The sequence below is a fragment of the Chitinophaga dinghuensis genome (genome assembly GCF_003259435.1).
Classification (GTDB): domain Bacteria; phylum Bacteroidota; class Bacteroidia; order Chitinophagales; family Chitinophagaceae; genus Chitinophaga; species Chitinophaga dinghuensis.
Genome location: NZ_QLMA01000008.1, coordinates 211,241 through 229,725 on the forward strand (window position 1 = coordinate 211,241; position 18,485 = coordinate 229,725).

Here is an 18,485-nt window from a genome sequence, read left to right on the forward strand (position 1 = left end):
TTTTTTCTTTAGAAATCCCAATACCCGGTAGCATAAAAAACATTTTAGATGAATTTTAAAAAGATATTCTTAGCTCCATTATTTTTTACAATCAATTTTGCGCTTGGACAAAACTTAGCATTAAAAAATTCGGGGTTGCTTGACAAATCGCTAAAAAAAGATAGCATAATTAAAGAGTTCTCTGAACTGTATAATTTAACAAATACGATTCACCCAGGACAATTTATGTTTTGTTCAAAAAATGAATTTGATAAAACGTATTTGTCTTTAAAAAACAGGATAAAAACTGACCTTTCACTTGTAGAGTATTATAAATTAACAGCCACCTTAATGGCAAAAATTAAAGATGGGCATACCGCAGTGGATAGGGGTCAAATTGTTGCCTTACTAAATGACAGATTAGTTTTTCCTTTCAGCATCTATAAAATTAAGGACAATTATTATTTAGACAAATCATCTCAAGAAAATAAGGAATATACCGGATGTAGAATTTTAAAAATAAATGGAAAAGATATCCATTCTGTTGTGAACGAAATTAAACAATACATTCATCTTGAAGGCAGAAATGAAACAGGATTAAACACACGATTTAGTAGCTTTCCTTTTTATTATTTTATTTACAATCAAACAGAAAAATTTGAAATTGAATATTTAGACAGTAAAAATCATCAACTGACAGGCACATTCAAGGGAATAACATTTAAGACATACACAAGTATTATTTCAGAAAAAACAACACCTTTAACAACAGAATTTAAAACAAACGATTTGGCTGTTTTGAAATTTCGTTCATTTGAAAATGGTTATAATGAAGCGGATAGAAAATTAGCAGAGGAACAATTAGACCACTTTTTCACACAACTTGACAGTTTAAAGACTAAAAATCTAATTATCGATTTACGAGATAATGGTGGCGGGTCGGCAGATATTGCAAACTATCTATTTTCATATTTAACCAGCGCCCCTTATTACTATTTTGATTTTGTAGGAGCAAAATATAACAGTACAAAAGACTGGAAGCATTACGCCCAATATCCGGACAATATCGAAGAAATAAATTTAAATGAGACAAAATTCAGGGACGGATTAAATTGCTACACAGAACCCGACAGTACAGATTATTGGTGGTTCGAACTACAACGAAACAAAGCGAACTATTACAAAGGAAAGATCTCCGTTTTAATAAATGGTGGATGCTTTTCAACCACCGGACATTTATTGGCGTTGATGAGAGAATATAAAATCGGGAAATTTTACGGAGAATATTCACAAGGAAGTAATTATAGTAATTCGGGCGGACAGGCATTTATTTTTCCTTATTCCAAAACATTGGTTTGGATACCTACTTTTCAATACAAAATGAAAACACCCCATTTCATAAATGATCCAAAAGGAATTAAGCCAGACGTCGAAATACAAGTACAGCCCAATGACCTGAGAACACGATTTGACAGACAAATTGATTTTGTCATTAAGCAATTAGAGATTTAATACATTTTGAGTCCACTCCAACAGTAAAAAGCTGCAATCATTTGATGTGCCGTTTTTCTTGTCAGAACTATCGGTTTTATGACGAACGGGAATGGTGTTATGTTCCAGTAAGCCTTCAGACCTCCAATGAAATGTACAAGTCCATGGCGCAGTATAGAAAGTGGCGTGAAGAGAACCCTGAAAAGCCTCTGTTAAAGAACGTCAGCCTAGATTTCGGGTTAGAAGACATTACGCATTTGTTGGTTGAGAAGGAAGAAGACATTATTGCATTGTGCAAGACCATTGATAACTTGCCAACAGAAAAAGCCGGAATTGAAATAAAGGAACGCCTGAAAAGTATGATAAAGGTCAATCAGCCCTATCAAGTGTTGATAGAGAATTAAAATACTATTATATAGTTGAATCACAAATGTAAATAGAAGGAAGCATCTTCTATTTAAAGAGAAAATTTTATCTTGGTAAAAGCTCGTTAACCTGTATAAAGTACGGGAAAGAAATCGGGGTTATATAAAAGGAACTCGACTAACTACTCGACTAAAAAAGAAAAACCCACGCCAAGCGCAGGTTTTAAAAATTGTCTGTGATCCCGCTGGGACTCGAACCCAGGGCCCATACATTAAAAGTGTATTGCTCTACCAACTGAGCTACGGAATCAAGCAGTGATTATTTAATCATTGCGGGTTGCAAAGGTATAGAAAAATTTTCTGATAATCAATCATTTAAGGAGATTTTTTTCAAAAAAAATAAACCGTACCCTCTTTTCCACTATTTTTTTTATCCCTTATCTTTATCTGCGAAAGCCACGCTTATGCAATTATTCAACGGTCGTTTGTATCCTGAAGATATCATTCCTTATCTCGAACAATTCGATAAAGAGAAGTACCTGAACGAATTGAAAGCAGCCATAGACCTGTCTTTTCAACAGATTGCGTTGCATGCAGAGACGGCATTGTATACCTGTTGTATTGCTACCAATATTTACGACCTGGAAACGACTGTTTCTTTCGATACTTTTGAAAATAGTGAAAAGTATAGAGGAGACTTACTCCTGTCTTTGGAAAAACGTTACCATCAAAAAATGGAGCAAGGCAAATTGACCAAAAGAGACCGCCCGCCAGCACAGAACCATGTTACACGGAATTATGATCAACCAGAGAAATATACTTTTCCCCGCATAGCCAACATAAAACATGCATCTATACCCAGGAATTTCGAATTCTATACCCAAAGGAAATGCTGGTATGAGATATTCCCCATTCAACAACAAGCACTCGCCTATGCGGTTACTCAGTTGCACACATTATCCCATCTGCATCCCAACTTTGAAATATTCTTTATTGGCATGGAATCAAAGGAAGGTTTTATCTATCAACAGTCGCAGAATCAACAATAAAAAGAACCCCGTCTGAGAACAGACAGGGCTTTGATTGAATGTATTATGCTAAGCTTTAAAGTGTTCTTCTTATCGGAGGAATATTTTACGCACCGCACTATTATTCATATCCAGCACATAGATACTACCATCTTTGGCGATCGTAAAACCGGATACATTCACAGAGAATTTAGCCTGATCAAAGGCCCCATCCTGGAATCCACCAGCCGCTTTCATCATCGTAGTCACCTCACCGTTAGAGAAATTGTATTTACGAATACTGTAGTTCCATTTATCCAATATCAGCAGATTCCCTTCCAGGTCCAGGAGGGTACCTACAATGCCGGGACCAAACTTGGCAGAGAGTCGCGGACCATCCTGATAGCCGTCCGATGACTGCCCTATATACTGATAATCCATTCCGCCTGTGCCTATGATCCTGGATAAATAAGGATTATAATCATCATTGAGGAAATAGATATTTCCCGCAGCGTCTATAGTAGGTCGGCATGCATCTCCTACCGATCCGCCAAAAGGCTTTTCAGTGGCGCCTGTTGCATACACTTTCAGAATACCGCTATACGACTGTGTAATGTATACTTCTCCGGCCTTATTGAGGAATAACTGTCCTGCATACCCCAACCCTGTTTTCAAGGTGGTAACACTACCATCCGAAGCAATCTTCCTGATGGCGTTTGCCGAAGAAGCCTCCGAAACGTACATATTATCGTTCGCATCGATTACTATACTGTTGATGGAACCAAAAGTCGCATCGGCAAGGGTACCATTCTTATTTCCGAATGTTCCGGCTTTACCTGCCCAGATGTCCACTTTACCATCAGGGGTGATTTTGCGGATGGTGGCATCCTGGCGATTGGATAAATACACATTCCCTTTAGAATCCACTGCTATACTGGTGGTGGCATAGTTGATAACACTACCTGTTCCCGGGCCGCCGTACAATGTTTGTACCCCTGCACGGAGGAACTCATTCGGCGCCTGCGCTTCCAGTGCAGCACGTTTTACCACCAACTGGCCAGAAGTTAGACTGGCAGGTGTTGTTACTACAATGGATGTTTCAGTGGCACTTTCCACCACAGCAGGCACCCCATTGAAGGTGACAATATTCTCGCTGGCCACAGTACTGAAGCCTGCGCCCGTAATCGTTACTTTCGTACCTGCAAGACCGGTAGCAGGATTCACCATAGTGATACCCAGATTCTGGTCTTTAAACTGCGGACCTTCTACCTTCTGATCATTTACTGCCAACACTACTTTACCATCGCCGGTTCCTCCCGGGAGTGTCAACGTGAGCTTACTAGCTGTAGCCGTTTTCACCGGAATAACAACACCATTGATCATCACTACGTTCTCATCGAGGATCGCACTAAAGTTTGCGCCGCTGATCGTCATATCAAGCCCTTTAGGTCCACTCAGTGGCGTTACTGCTGCAATAACAGGCAATGGAACAATTGTAAACACAGGTCCCACTGTTTTCTGACCGTTAATCGTAACTGCGACCGGGCCTGTCGCTACATCTGCCGGCGCTTCTACCACTAGTTTGGTAGGTCCCACTTCCAATACTTTTGCTGCCTTACCATTGAAGTCAACGATATTTCCAGCAACCGTTCCTTCAAAGCCTTCACCTGTAACGGTTACTTTCGTACCTACTCCGCCTGTCAACGGTTTAATTCCTGTAACTGACTGAAAACGGAAGTTCGGACCGGAAGATGTCTTCCCATTTACCTTTACTGTTACTGCGCCACTACTGGCTTTCTCCGGTATTTCTGCTACTATCAGTGTGTCGCTCACACTTACCACCACTGCCTTGATGCCATTGATGGTCACTTCTGCAGGGGCGCTGGTGCTACCAAATCCTTCCCCGGCAATCCTTATCTGCATACCCACAGAACCATTCATTGGGAAAAAGCTGTGCACACTCAAACTTTGATAAGTGTAGGTACCGATTTCAATCGTTTTATCTGTTGTAATAAAAGTCAGTTTGCCAGTCGTACCATTCTCCGGAGCCCTTACTACCAGAGAGGTATCGTTGCTGTTCAGTATTTCGCCCTCCTTATCGCCAAACATGATCTTACCTTTAGCTACAAGACCAGTACCCAGTACGGTAACCAGTGTACCGGCATTACCACTGTTCGGATAATAACTACTGATGGCAAGGGGCCTCGCAACTGGCGAATCATTCTTTCTGCAGGCTTCCAGCAAGCCAATAGATACTATCAGCAGAAGGCTACATAAATATGTGAGAATCTTTTTCATCTGTCAGGATGTTATAGATGTTATATTAAAAAGTATAACGTACTCCCAGCTGCATCTGGTAACGTGAACCAAAGTAATCAATGGAATAAGGCTTCCCTGGATCTGTAAAATTGTAAACAGGGTACCCTTCTTTACCTTGTACCGGCGGATATAATGTAGGCGTCAAACCTACAGAAGCCGTACTGTTAAAGGTATTCGGAGAGAAATACTGTCGACCCCAATTACCATTCAGCATATTGGTAAAATTGATGATATCCGCAGTAATGGTGATATAATGCGTTTTCAGAGAAGGGATATGAAACTCCTGTGCCAGATGCAAATCGCCCTGGATATTCCATGGAGTACGACCCATATTCCTTTCTGTAAACAATCCTCTCCTGGTACGCAGGTAGGCATTACCATCTACGTAGGCATTAAAAGCCTCCGCCTGTTGCGCTGCTGTTTGCCCATCTACATCACGGAAGAAACTAATTGCCTCTTCTGCTTTTGGAATGTAAGCCAGACTCACCTGCTGCGGCAATCCCTGCACACTGTTATTTACAATACCATAGGTAAAAGGACTACCAGATTGCGCGGTACCAAATAAACCAAGGGTGGTAACCAGTACCTGATTCCATTGTTTTCTGTAATTAACGTTCAGGACTATACGATGTCTGATATCAAAGTTAGAATACGCCAGGCCGGCATTATTAGGACTTAAAGCCTGATTCAATTGCCAGTTAGACTCCATAGAGTTACGGATACCATTGAACATGTCTTTACTCTTTCCGAAAGTATAGCTGCCGGATACATAGAGACCCGACTGGAAGGTTTTAGTAATTGTACCTGTTACATTATAGCGGAAACCTTTCGTAGTATTACTCAGCAAATACGCATTGGAGAACGCAGGGTTGATCGTACCCGCATACACCGGCTGCTCATGGTTTTTATCATAACCATAATACTTTGGATTATCGGTGATATTCACCTGCTGGAAGAATACATCTTTCAATACTTTCGTTACGATACCTTCCACAGAGAATTTCCACTGGTTGCCGGTAGTATAATCCAGGGCCAGACTCGCGCGTAACACCTGAGGCATAGAGAAATTGTTGTCTACCAAATCCACCTGCGTTTTTCCTGCATTAGGATTATTAATGATCGTTCCATTGTCTTTAATGAAACCGCCAATGCCATCAGGACCCGGTTTGATCGCATCAGACCCAGCAGCAAAAGGCTTCTGATCTGCACGCTGATCAAATGATCCATATCCAATACCATTGTTGTAATAAGCATAAGCCAGCCATGCAAAAGGTATACGCCCTGTGAACAAACCAACGCCACCACGCAGGATCAGGGTTTGATTCCCTAACCAGTCATAACGGAAACCCAGTCTTGGCGAAATCTTCACTTTATTGAAAAACTTGTTTTCAATGCGACTCAAAGGAGTATAGAGGTAAGTAGTACCGAAGTAAGGATCTGCCGGCGAGTTGGTTACTTTCTCACTCAACGTTGGTTTCTCTGGCAACCAGGTATAATCTGCACGCAGACCAGGCATTACTTTCAGTTTATCGTTTACCTGGATTTCATCCTGCACATAAATACTATGAAGACTCACATTAAATCTTGCGCCAGGATGGTCGCGGATATAATCGCGATTGTTATTAATATAGTTATAGCTACCGCGGACACGGTACGGCGTGTTATTTAGGTAATCCTCTATGCTCAGATAGTCGACCCTCCCATTCCAGCTATTCACAAAACCGTAGTCGATATGATACAGCTCATTGTGGGTACCAAAGAGAAAAGTATGTTTACCTTTTGTAAGGGTAACGTTATCGCTGATTTCAATGGTGCGCTGCTTCATATTGAAGATAGACGCTTCACGGTCTGTACCCAGATAGATGGTAGTTCCCGGTGTGCGGCCCATGATCTGCACCTGTGGTAACGAGGGATCACTGAGCGGATCGCGGTAATCATGCACCACGCTATAACCTGCCACAAAGCTGTTACTGAGCGTATTATTGAATCTACTTTTCAACTCCAGTACTGTGCTGCTCTGATTGTTAGTTTGTTTGAACGCCATGCTGCTGAAACGGAAATCCTGCTGATCTCTGTCCATATTCACAGCGCTGGAAGTGATGGTATTATTACGTACCGATAACTGATGACGGTCGTTGATGTTCCAATCCAGGCGGTTAAAGAATTTGGTAGACCTGGAGTTGGTATTGTAACTACCTGCCGTTCCCGGATCGAAGATTTTACCATAACGGCTGATTGTTTCGTTACGGATAGCATCTGCATCCGCAGCGCTGAGAATGTGGCTGGTTTCATCTTTACCTGCCATCAGTTGTGTAGGTTCGGTACGGTGTGTAATTTCTTCGTTGGTAAAGAAAAACAGCTTGTTTTTGATAATGGGGAAACCAAGGCGGATACCTGCCTGGTAATCTTCAAAATCGCTGTTCATCTTCCCTAATGTTCCTACTTTATCTTTCCCTGTGATGGCGGCGTTGCGGCCATAGGCATACACAGAGCCCGTGAGCGTGTTGGTACCGCTACGAGTAACCGCATTGACGCTACCTCCCGTGAAGTTACCAATCTTCACATCATAAGGAGCGAGGTATACCTGCATATCCTCGATCGCATCCAGCGAAACAGGGTTAGTACGGGTACTGCTTCCCGGCTGTCCGCTGGTACCGCTCTGTCCTCCGCTGGAGGGACTGAAGCCGATCGCATCGTTATTGATAGCGCCGTCAATGGTGACGTTGTTATAGCGGAAATTCGTACCCCCGAAGCTGTTATCTTTTGAACCTTGTGGCACCATGCGGGTAATATCCTGAATACTGCGGTTCACCGTAGGCATGTTATTCAGCTGTTGTCTGCTGATATTTTGTCCTGCTCCAAAGTTATTGGCACGCGGACCAGCCTTGGTTCCTTTTACCACTACTTCTCCCAGCTTTGTGCTTTGATCAGCCAGCGTAATGTTCAGCAACTGGGGTTCTCCGAGTTTCACGGTGATATTCTCGATCGTCTGCGGTTCCATTCCCATCATGGTGGCGGTTACCTTATAAGGGCCACCGATACGCATTCCATTGATGCGATAGCGTCCGCCATTATCTGTAAGAATGGGATATTTTGTACCAGAAGGACCATGGACGGCAATAATTGTCACGCCAGGCAGGGCTTCTCCCTTCGTATTTTGTACCTTACCGGTAAGGCCACCGCCCGTCTCCTGCGCCAGCACTGCAAAAGGCAGCATCAGCAATAGTAAGAAAAAGCGTATATGTTTAAACGTAAAAACTTGCATGTCTGAGCTATTAAAAATCATTGATGATTATTGCGTGATGCGCAATGTGCTTTCCACAATATGCAATACGCCATTGCCTGCAATCACATCCTGTTTCAGCAGGTTTATATCGGCACTATTTCCAGGACCTCTCAGCCGGATTCCGGTGAAAGCCCCGACCTGTTGCGGATTGGGAATCAGCGTTACTGTAATGGCGTTATTATCCAGCATGCCTTGCGCCGTGGATGTTTTTCCGGCAGCAGTGGTCAGGATGTAATCATTTACAAAGCGACGATCCGCAACAATGTGATATTTCACTAAAGCCGCGATCTCTCCAACAGGAGCGCCATTGATGGCTTCTAACGTAGCATATCCTCTGCTTATCATGGCGGAATTCGTAGGTGCGTACACGGTAACCGGCGATTTCCCATTTAATAATTCTACGAGACCCGCACGCTGAATAGCCTGCCAGAACAGCGTCAGAGAAGATTCTGCGGCGATGGCATCACCTATTTTTTCGTATAGGTAGGGCTGCAGCATGCGATCAATTACCTGCACTTGTCCGTTGGATGCCTTGATGGAAGTTGCCAGCAGCCGGCTACCGTTGATAGTGAGCACGGTATCTTTATCTTTAATCCATCTGGTGATAAAGAGCTTTCCACCTCGGGAAGTAATTTCCTGGTTAAACAGGAAAGGCATTTTATTCAGGTCATAATTGCCTTCCACAGTGTGATAAGCGCCAATGGAATTAATCAACGGCAGCGGTGAACTGAGTACGGATACGGTGGTTGCATAACCAGATTTGGCAAATGCCTCATCGGAAGGAGCAAACACGGTGAACGGACCTGGCGTATTCAGATCATTGCCCAGATTAGAACGCCCTACTATTGTGCTCATGATAGAAAGGTTGAAGTTATCTGCCAGCACCTGTACTACCCGGTTATGGTCTTTTGCAGGTTGTACGTCTTTATCTTTAGAGCAGCCCGCAGCGGTGAGCATAATACCGCTCATTACCAGGACTTTTATATTGCTATTTAATTGTATCATTAGAACTTAACTTTATCGCTAAGAATCAGGTTATCTACCGCATGAAAGGGCCCTTGCAGGGTTGGGATATCGGCTTCCACTATAGTGGCTGCAGGATGACTGCTACCTTTAACTTTCACCGTCACCAAGCCGCCGTTGATGCCAAAATCCAGGGGCATGAGGTACAGAGGTACCGCATTATCGCCACTGGTAGACAGCGCAAAAGTGCCCAGCATAGCATTATTCAGGTCATTGGACCAGAACATGGCAGAAACTCCTGCTCCTCCGCCTATCGAACTCCTGGGGGTATACATCCGGCCCCAGAAGGAATACGCTAACAGGGAATCGGTAACAAACAAACCATTGTGCATCTCCCAATCCTCTTCATCGAGATATGGCATAGAGCGCGCATTAAGGTTCATCAGGTCATCCACAGAATTAAAACCTGCTTTCTTGAACGCTTCATTGGTTGGAGCAAAAAAACCATCACTGGAAACGACATTCCCTATTCTGAGCTGCATCCATTGGTATTGTTTCCGCTCATAAAAACCGTAAGTAACCTCCTCCCAGGTACTGTCCATTGCTCTGAAAATCCCCGACAGTATGCTGAAACGCGGATCTGTATTAATCACATCCATGACCGTTTTTGTCGGGCGTACTAATGGTTTGGTAATAGGATATATCACGCCGTTCTTAGCGTACATCGGCGCTACTTTACCACTGTTTTTACCATTGATTAGCAGTGATCCGTCGGTTGTCATGCCGAAATACAATTTGTAAGTATAGGCTTCGGTATACAGTACATTGGAGCCCGGACGCGTTACCTGTTCCTTTATGGTTCTGTCTTTCAACAGGGATCTGTGGCGTACATTGCCTTGTTGTCCACGCAGTGCGGCCGAATCAATATTTTCAGGAATCACATGGAAAAGCAGCAGGGAGTCTAGGTCTGCTACTTTCGCAGCAGCAATTTTATCTGCTGTTAAACCAGCTGCTTTCATGGCGGCATCATCGGGTGCGAGCACTGTAAAGCGTATGCCTTTGCCTTGTGATTTCAGCAGGGAATCCAGATGGCTTTTCTGCCAGGCAGTATAAAATAGTTGTTGAGGCGATTTACTGAGCAGTGTTGTCAGATCACTGGTAGCAGTATCGGTGTAAGGTACCTGCCCCCCAACTGGCGGCCGCTGGAATTCTGTTTTCCGGCAGGCGGTGATCAACCCCACAAAAGCGAGTGTACAAAATATGATACGTCTCATATCAATAGCTTTTTGAAATAATTATTTCTTTATTGCCACTTCTGGTTTGATCACCAGATCGGGCAAGTAGTGAACGATACCGTTGTCGGTGAGATTATCGTTTTTACGGGAGGTATTCCCATAAACGGTTCCCTGATTACCCAGCGCCGGATTATCCGGGTCCACATATGAAAACGAAAATTCTGTGGGTGTTACCTGGTAAGTACTTTTCGTAGCCGATACCAGGAAAATGTAATTATCGTTGCTAATTTTAGCTTTCAATTGCGAGCTACCATAGATGATGTACATTGCCGGAAAATCTGTAAGAAAGAGATTTCTTTTACTTAGTACATACATGCCGAAAAGTCGTGCTGTTACATATTTGTTTGAATTGTAGAGAGACAAATTTTCCATCGTGATACCTTGTCTCCCCAATGCTGCATTATCCGGCGCAAATATGGTAAACGGGCCGGCTCCTGATAATTGTTCCCAGAGTCCGCTCTGCTTGAGTGCCGCTACATAAACACTGTATTCCGATTGGGCTGCCAGAAACTGTTGTACCGTACCTGGTATATATTTCATAACCTTATCCATCACATACAATACACCGTTTGCCAGGGTCACATTTTTCTTAACAGCGAAAGATCCGTTTACATACAGGTTGTTGACCGGGAATCCTGGATTATTGGGATTCACTGCGGCGAAGGTCAGGAAGACTTCTTTTCCTGCAAGATTGAGATATCTCACATCCACACCGTTGGTTGGGATATCGGATAAAGGCAGTCTGCGATTGAGGATATGATATTGCATTGCCAGTTTCAGACTATCTTTGTTGAGGCGTTGAAAATCAGATGCACGTGTAATGCCCAACTCATTGAAAGCGCTGTTGTTGGGCGCCAGAAGCGTGAAAGGCCCTTCCCCGTTCATATCCACCGACAATCCAGTGTACTCCAAAGCGGCATTAAACAGTTGCAAGTCGTAGTTATTTTTAACAAAATCTCCTGCAAGCCTGTAGGATTCCCGGCTATCCGGAACCGTGAGTTCATCATGCTTACAGCCTGTAAACAACACCGGCAGTAAAGCAATCCACATGCAGGATTTGATATATTTAAGCATTTTGTTACTTTTTATTTTGAAGAGAATCGCGGCCATCAGTAGATGGGTTTTGCATACTGGCGCTGAATGGTGGTCAGATATGCGGTACCATTCACGACTTCAATAGTATTTACAGTAGCGAATGAGCGCGGATTATAGGTACCGGAGTGAATATTAACAATCATGCTGGGCAGGAATAAACCGCCACGCTCAAATGTTTGCCGGGTACCGTTTCCATACATGGCCAGCAGACCATATTGCCCATCTACATACGAGTCTCTGTCGCCATAAGGAATCAGCTCCGGGTCCAATCCTGGCACCAGCAATGTAAAGCGCTGCCAGATATCCGTGGTGATACGATTCGAAGCGGTATCCGCAAACAAAGGGAAACTATAGTAAGGCGCTACCGCGTTACCAATGCTTCTTTTCATCTGGCCCAGGTAAGCAAACTTATAGCCGGGAATCGTGTTCCATCCGCCAGGCTTACAAAGCGACATCCAGATATTTACATCATCTCTGAGACCAAATCGCATCACGCCATCTTCATAATTGTCGGTTTTCTCACTCTTATCTGCACTCCAGTAACCCTCAGCGCTATAGTTATAAAAATTCACATACACCATAGAATCAGACAGCGGAAGGAGATGAAAATTTTCTTTACGGACAATGATACCTCTGGATTTGGTTTTGAAATTTGTTTGCAATACATGCATGGTATAAATCTCATCCATACCTAATTCCAGCGTCGTATCCACTACTACATTCTTGCGGACAGCAGGCTCCAGATTGAAGAACGGAATATCATTCATCGGTCTGTAATAGAATATGATGCGGTGTTTGCCGGATGGTATCTGCGCCCAGCTGGACAAATCGAAACCATTCACCACCGGACCTGCGGGCACGCTTTCTTTACCTGGATATTCCGGATTATTTTTACTGGTACTGCTACCGATGTGTGAAGGATAGGGAGGCGCATAAGGGTCCCGTTTATCCAGGTAGTCGCCTTTTATAGCAGCGCCTACTGGTACGCCGTCTTTATCAAATGTGGGATCGATCAGCATGCACATAAAAGGCTTCTGCTCATCTTTATTATCCACCCCAATTTTCGTGTTGAAATCATTGAACACGCGCAAATAAGCCGGCTTATCCACCTTGGTATATTCCACCTTGCTACAGGAGCTGCAACTCCATATCATTGCACAAGCGGCCAGGAAGTGTTTTATCTTCGTCATAACAATTACTTCGTGTGTTTAATAATGATCATTTTAGCGCTCTTGGCCTCCGGCTGATTAGCGGTGAGTCGGCCTACTAACGCTACCGTATACACGCCGGGTTCATGTACCGGCTTTACGCGGGTATATCTGTCCGGGCGGGCAACAAAATCTGTGCTTTTCAGCACGGGGATAGTGGAAATCCAGTTACCGGGATATACAGTAGGAGAAGATTTATATACCATAAACTGGTATGCTTCCGCATCCTGTCCGCTACGGGCATATGGCAGATCCGTCACAGGAACGCCTGGTTGCAGATTTCTGGATGTGCTGGTAGCTCCCGCTGATTGGCCATTACCGTAGGTAAAACTGGCGTAAGGGAGATCCGGGCACAGATTCAGGAAACGGTAATTGAATGGATAAGTATGGGTCATTCTGTTGAAGGAACCATCCTGACCGCTGTTGTCCGTACCTGACGGCACTTCGTACCAGCTGCCGGTGAGGTTATTCGCTACCATGCTGATAGCGGCTTTCCCTTCTGGCGTTTTATATAACCAGGCGGTATAATTCTGACCAGCGAGGAAGCGTTGTGTGGCTGTTGCCAGTACTGCGCCTGTTGCATTCACGGCTTCAATCGTGGCCTGACCTGCCACACATATACTGTAATCGGTAGCAGCCGTATATCCTGCATCACCCAGCTTTGTTCCGTTTACACGAAAGCTGACCTGTCCTTCATCCACATTCGCCTGCACCGCCTGTAAACGATAATAATCCGTATTCAGTGGTTCGCTAACGTCTGCGAGTACACGAAAAACATTCTGATAATAGACAGAGGTTTCGCCTGGAACGCCATATACATTCAGCATCGTCAGGTGATCTATGCCTACTACTATCGTGTAGACGCCTCCTGGCTGGTAGGATTTCAGTGGCGCATAGGTCAGACCATCGCTGACCGCATTCGGAATGCCACCGTTGACCATCCGCATTAAATTGGAGCTTGCAGGTTCTGACATGTAAGTGTTTTCCAGTGAATTTCCGCCACTGGCTCTCACTTCAACACCATTGGGTGCGAGTACCTTAAACTGGTAAGTACCATAGGGCAGCTCTACATATGGAGACCATGACTGCGGATTTATATTGCTGGTAGTAGCACTCACCGGCGTACCATCTGCATAAGCAAGTGTAAGCGGTTTCGCTACATCTTCCGCACTCCAGGAAGAATTAACTGGATTTGCCAGATTGACGATACGGATTTTGAAATAACCGGCTTTGGATGGCGCCGTTACTTCTCTCTGTACTTCCGTTACTCTTGGCACTACAGCAGCCGTAAAGGGAAACCCTTTCATCATGAAATAGTCCTTCGGCTTGTTATAGTCCTCTATCACTTTAAAGCCAAAAGAATCACGCCCAAGAGAGTATTCCAGGTAATCTGTAGAGATCTCTGCACTTCCATTGGTGAGAAACTGGCGGGGAACTGTAAAGCTGGAACCCAGTTTACCATTTGTTGGAAACCAATAGGTACCTGGGAAAAGTGTCTCCTGGCCAGGAATTGGGCGAATTGTCAGGTAACCGGTCAATCGCTCTCCATTCACCGACAGCTGGTTGTTGCCTGTAAGATTTACCAGCCGAACAGTAGAGTTACCACTTACTGCGATATCAGGGCGATTATCGTAGGAATGGTCCAGCTTTTCTTTTTTGCACGACAGCATCCCCATGGCTAACAGCATCAGACCGACGGCAAAATGTTTATAATACATATCTTCCTTTTTAATGAATTAGAACAACTTATAAGTAAATCCAAGCATGATCTCTGCACCACGTTTGTAGCTGCGGTTTACATAGCGTTCACCATACCAGAGGCCACCAGTGCCAGGATTCGCATATACTGTTTCAATCGCAGGGTTCAGGATGTTTTTAGCATAACCTTTGAACAGTAATCTTTTCCCCAGTTGCTGGGAGAAAATGATGTCCAGGACAGGTTCAGGACGAGTATACAGATCTGGTTCCCCAGTGAGATTTATCTGTACTAACCGCTCTCCTACCATGTTGAATGCTGCGGTCAGGTCTGTACCCAGTTTAGTGTTCTTATAGTTCAACCAGCCGTTGATAGAGTATGGCGCCTGTTCGAACAGGGGACTGTTGACAGGGGTGTTTCTGTCGAGCGACTTACTCGCTTCATATCTGGCAGTTGTTTTTCTGATACTGCTTTGTGCCAGTAACAGGTTTGAACCGATGAAGAAGTTTTTGAAAACAGGCGTTAGTCTCCCTAAATCCTTTACCAACTCCAATTCCATTCCCCATACGTTACCAGTATTGGGATCATTCTGGAATTGAATGGTAGGATACTCCGGATATTTAGCGGCCAGTCCATCTGTCTGCAAACTGAATACTTTCACCAACTGGTTGTTGATACGTTTTCCAAAAGCGGATACAGAGATCACTTCACCCGGATTCGGGAACCATTCCCAGCGGAAGTCCAGGTTCTCTGTATGTTGGTTGATCAGGTTAGGATTACCTACCACGAGTCCCATTTGGAATGCATCGAATTCAAACACATTGGTCAACTCTCTCAGCTCAGGTCTGGCCAGGGTGGTATTATAAGCCACGCGGAAGTTCATATCTTCTCTGTAGACATAGGTCATGTTCACCGCGTAATATGGCTTATAAGCCGTTTTATAGACCGTATTCGGATTGATCATCATCACCGGCACACTATTCCCTTTATCATCTTTTGCAGTCAGGGAAGGGTCCAGGAATACATTCGCCGTATCAACAGCGGACTGGATATTGGTTCTCTCGAAACGTACCCCGCCGGCTACACGAAGATTACTCCGCAAATGGAGATCGAGCATACCGTAATACGCATTGGTTTCAAAGAAACCATTATAGTTGTTGGGAGATTTCTGGGTATTGTAGAGGAAACCGCCGATTGCATCAGCGCCTTCGCCTGTACCTCCGGTAGGTTGCTGGATACCAATCACTTTAGGTCCCACGAGTGCATCCAGGTTACCATTTACCGCATACAATGCTGATGTACGATTCTGTACGAAGTTGGAGCCCGGCAGGAACATCATATTTTCCCGGAACTTACGATCGCGGTTCAGGTAGTTGAAACCTGTTTTAAACTCTTGTTTCTGTCCGAACAGCGGGAATGGAAATGCCAGGTCTGCTTTGTAGTTCCAGTTGGTTTCATTCAGCTGACGCCAACGACGGCCATTGGGTTCTGCCTGGATGATACCGTAGGTACCATATCCGTTTACATAACCGGAGTTCAGTGCATACAGATGTTCTGAATAAGCTTTCTGACCGGTATAGGGAATAGTGTAGTAGCCGCCGCCACGAGGCATATAATCTGTCAGCGTTACAAAGCGGAAATCCGGATCGTTTTGGGAAGAGGTAGATGTAGCCAGGTTATAACTCAATCTGGGCGAATAGATCCCATCCAGGAATTTATGCTCGCCTTGCAGGTTAAAGGTATTCAGGTTACGACGAGTTTGTTTCAGAGAATAGATGGTGCTGTTCACTTCCCCTGGCAACCCGGTATATTGGTATTTTCCGTACATGTTGATGGCCTGCGCTTCACTTCCCCAACTGCCCATGTACTGCATACTGATTTCGTTTCGTTTGTCGAAACGGAAAGTCAAACCTGTGAGCAAGCCATAGTTCAGCGTTTCCGTACCTGTATTTTCTTTATAGGTTTGATACTTACCCATGTACAGGTTATTCGGCGTGATATAATTCGGAATATTACGCGGACTATATACGTCCGGATTGCCAGTAATCACCCCTTGATAAATACTGTACTGTGTAAGGTCTCCTCCATATACATCCGTAGTCCGGCGATAGTAGTTTGCTCCAGCTACAAGTCCCAGTGTTTTATTACCGAACACTTTGAAACTGTTGCCATAGGTAGCCGAATATAGTTGATTGAGTGGCGCCGTTTTGAAACGAGTGGTCATCACCGGATCAAAAGCATGCATGATTTTATTGATGCGGGCAGCTTCCTGTTGCATAGCAGGGCTTCCATTGCTTTCGGATATCAGCTTCTGAATCTGATTCAAACTACCAGGATATTGTTTGGAAAGGTTCAGAAAATCGCTGCTCAGATTTTTGTCATTCACCTTATTTCCGAAGAAACCGAGATCGCTGTTATAGAAGCTGTTCATGCGTCCGCCGGGGCCGATATTGGAGTTGAAACCAGTTTGTGCAATCACTTCCAATGTTCTCTTATCAGGAACTGATTTCGTTTTTAATTCCACGATACCGGCAGCAGCATCGGCCGGTTTATCCGGCGTAACAGTTTTATAGATGGTGATGTTATCCAACAGCGAGGCAGGCACGAGGTCCAGGGGAATAGAGGATCTGTCGGGATCCGAAGATGCCAGGCGGACGCCGTTCAGTTGGCCGATTACGCTTCTGTCGCCCAGCCCACGGATGGCCACATACTTATCATCTGTAATCGTAACGCCACTCACCCTCTGCAAAGCCTGTGTGGTAGTGATAGAAGCGGTTCTTTCAATTTGCTGTGCAGAGATAGCATCCTGCACGATGGCGGCATTTCGTCTCTCCTGCAATACTGTGATTTCCGTATTGGTTTTACGACGCGCCTGTACCTGTACTTCTCCGAGGGTACGAGTGCTCACTTCCAGCAATACGGTGATTGGTGCTGAACCGCCTACTACTTTCACTTCTTTGGGTTCATATCCCATCAGCGAGAATATCAGTACGGCGCCTTCCGCAGGGATTTCTACGGTAAAATTGCCATGGAGATCGGAAGCAGCGCCGCCTGCACTATTCTTTATGCGAACGGATACGCCCGGTAATGGTTCTTTTGTTTTGCTCTCCAGTACGCGACCGGATATTTTCACTGGGATTTTTTTCCTGGCCACCACCACATAGCCATTCACAAGATGATACTCGAGTGGAGTGCCACTGAGCACGCCGGCGATGGCATCTTTCACCGTAATATCTTCCTTTCGGAGATTTACTTTCTTGTTAACGGTAGAGAGCAGCGATTCAGGCAACAGGAAATGGACGCCGGTTTCGCTTTCTATTTTCAGTAAACTTGCTCTAACATCTGCATCTTTCAGATCAAGATTCAGGCGGCGGGATAGGTCCTGGCTCTTGAGATTATCCGCGAACAACAGGCTTACGAATGTAAACTGCGCTGCCAAAACGATAAATGAGCATTTCATCAGGAAGTAAATTTTGTGTCTGTGCTTACAGGAGACAGGAGGAGAACCTGCTGTACCACTGGGCTTTAACACAAATTCAAAGCTTTCGGGCACAGGTTCCACGAAAAATCCTAAAGGATCTTTTTTTAATCCTTTTTCCATACTTTTGAATATTGATAGTTAAACCCGGTTTTATACCGGGAAATCTGTTAATAATGCGGCTGCCATTGGTCCTGAGAAAACTTTTGGCAAACCGTTAAATACTTAAACGTTCCTGCGGCGGTCCAATGCAAGCAGGGACGTTTTCATTTTGATGTGTACTGTTAGTGCATAATATTTTAT

Annotated in this window: 11 protein-coding genes and 1 tRNA gene; 3 read left to right on the top strand and 9 right to left on the bottom strand. The window is 44.4% G+C overall.

All coding sequences use genetic code 11. The annotated features are described in order from the left end of the window. Positions 1-48: 48 nt before the first annotated feature. A complete protein-coding gene (locus CLV59_RS22625; RefSeq protein WP_111594361.1) occupies positions 49-1,491 on the top strand; it encodes a S41 family peptidase in 1,443 nt (480 codons plus the stop codon). Positions 1,492-1,535: 44 nt separating this feature from the next. Continuing rightward, positions 1,536-1,874, top strand: coding sequence for an abortive infection system antitoxin AbiGi family protein (locus CLV59_RS22630; protein ID WP_394336938.1), 339 nt, complete (start codon positions 1,536-1,538; stop codon positions 1,872-1,874). 198 nt (positions 1,875-2,072) lie between these two features. Here CLV59_RS22630 and CLV59_RS22635 read toward each other — a convergent pair. Next, positions 2,073-2,145: transfer RNA gene (locus tag CLV59_RS22635), tRNA-Lys, on the bottom strand. Between the two features lie 154 nt (positions 2,146-2,299). Here CLV59_RS22635 and CLV59_RS22640 point away from each other — a divergent pair. Beyond that, positions 2,300-2,884 carry a hypothetical protein gene (locus tag CLV59_RS22640; RefSeq protein ID WP_111594363.1) on the top strand — a complete coding sequence of 195 codons (585 nt, stop codon included), beginning with the start codon at positions 2,300-2,302 and terminating at the stop codon, positions 2,882-2,884. Positions 2,885-2,953: 69 nt separating this feature from the next. Here CLV59_RS22640 and CLV59_RS22645 read toward each other — a convergent pair whose 3' ends face one another. Genes CLV59_RS22645 through CLV59_RS22680 form a run of 8 tightly spaced genes read right to left on the bottom strand, consistent with a single transcriptional unit; the run spans position 2,954 to position 18,305 of the window. Next, positions 2,954-5,140, bottom strand: a complete 2,187-nt coding sequence (locus CLV59_RS22645) for an IPT/TIG domain-containing protein (RefSeq protein ID WP_111594364.1) — start codon at positions 5,138-5,140, stop codon at positions 2,954-2,956. A 25-nt stretch (positions 5,141-5,165) separates the two neighbouring features. Continuing rightward, positions 5,166-8,426, bottom strand: a complete 3,261-nt coding sequence (locus CLV59_RS22650) for a TonB-dependent receptor (protein WP_111594365.1) — start codon at positions 8,424-8,426, stop codon at positions 5,166-5,168. A 27-nt stretch (positions 8,427-8,453) separates the two neighbouring features. Then, complete coding sequence (locus tag CLV59_RS22655; protein WP_111594366.1) at positions 8,454-9,452, bottom strand: fasciclin domain-containing protein; 999 nt, start codon at positions 9,450-9,452, stop codon at positions 8,454-8,456. After that, complete coding sequence (locus CLV59_RS22660; RefSeq protein WP_111594367.1) at positions 9,452-10,684, bottom strand: fasciclin domain-containing protein; 1,233 nt, start codon at positions 10,682-10,684, stop codon at positions 9,452-9,454. The genes CLV59_RS22655 and CLV59_RS22660 overlap by 1 nt, the downstream gene beginning before the upstream one ends. Before the next feature lie 21 nt (positions 10,685-10,705). Then, positions 10,706-11,779 (bottom strand): fasciclin domain-containing protein, encoded by a 1,074-nt coding sequence (locus CLV59_RS22665; protein WP_170137881.1) that lies wholly within the window; start codon positions 11,777-11,779, stop codon positions 10,706-10,708. Between the two features lie 35 nt (positions 11,780-11,814). Beyond that, complete coding sequence (locus CLV59_RS22670; protein ID WP_211324011.1) at positions 11,815-12,990, bottom strand: hypothetical protein; 1,176 nt, start codon at positions 12,988-12,990, stop codon at positions 11,815-11,817. 5 nt (positions 12,991-12,995) lie between these two features. Then, positions 12,996-14,726, bottom strand: coding sequence for a DUF4397 domain-containing protein (locus tag CLV59_RS22675; protein WP_111594370.1), 1,731 nt, complete (start codon positions 14,724-14,726; stop codon positions 12,996-12,998). 18 nt (positions 14,727-14,744) lie between these two features. Continuing rightward, positions 14,745-18,305: a TonB-dependent receptor gene (locus CLV59_RS22680; RefSeq protein ID WP_211324012.1), complete on the bottom strand. Its 3,561-nt coding sequence runs from the start codon at positions 18,303-18,305 to the stop codon at positions 14,745-14,747. Positions 18,306-18,485: the final 180 nt, after the last annotated feature.

Excerpts from the sequence above, each read along its gene's own strand:
- CLV59_RS22675 (WP_111594370.1), bottom strand. The coding sequence starts at position 14,726 with ATGTATTATAAACATTTTGCCGTCGGTCTGATGCTGTTAGCCATGGGG.
- CLV59_RS22655 (WP_111594366.1), bottom strand. The coding sequence starts at position 9,452 with ATGATACAATTAAATAGCAATATAAAAGTCCTGGTAATGAGCGGTATT.
- CLV59_RS22650 (WP_111594365.1), bottom strand. The coding sequence starts at position 8,426 with ATGCAAGTTTTTACGTTTAAACATATACGCTTTTTCTTACTATTGCTG.
- CLV59_RS22670 (WP_211324011.1), bottom strand. The coding sequence starts at position 12,990 with ATGACGAAGATAAAACACTTCCTGGCCGCTTGTGCAATGATATGGAGT.
- CLV59_RS22645 (WP_111594364.1), bottom strand. The coding sequence starts at position 5,140 with ATGAAAAAGATTCTCACATATTTATGTAGCCTTCTGCTGATAGTATCT.
- CLV59_RS22625 (WP_111594361.1), top strand. The coding sequence starts at position 49 with ATGAATTTTAAAAAGATATTCTTAGCTCCATTATTTTTTACAATCAAT.
- CLV59_RS22680 (WP_211324012.1), bottom strand. The coding sequence starts at position 18,305 with ATGGAAAAAGGATTAAAAAAAGATCCTTTAGGATTTTTCGTGGAACCT.
- CLV59_RS22640 (WP_111594363.1), top strand. The coding sequence starts at position 2,300 with ATGCAATTATTCAACGGTCGTTTGTATCCTGAAGATATCATTCCTTAT.
- CLV59_RS22660 (WP_111594367.1), bottom strand. The coding sequence starts at position 10,684 with ATGAGACGTATCATATTTTGTACACTCGCTTTTGTGGGGTTGATCACC.
- CLV59_RS22665 (WP_170137881.1), bottom strand. The coding sequence starts at position 11,779 with ATGCTTAAATATATCAAATCCTGCATGTGGATTGCTTTACTGCCGGTG.
- CLV59_RS22630 (WP_394336938.1), top strand. The coding sequence starts at position 1,536 with ATGTGCCGTTTTTCTTGTCAGAACTATCGGTTTTATGACGAACGGGAA.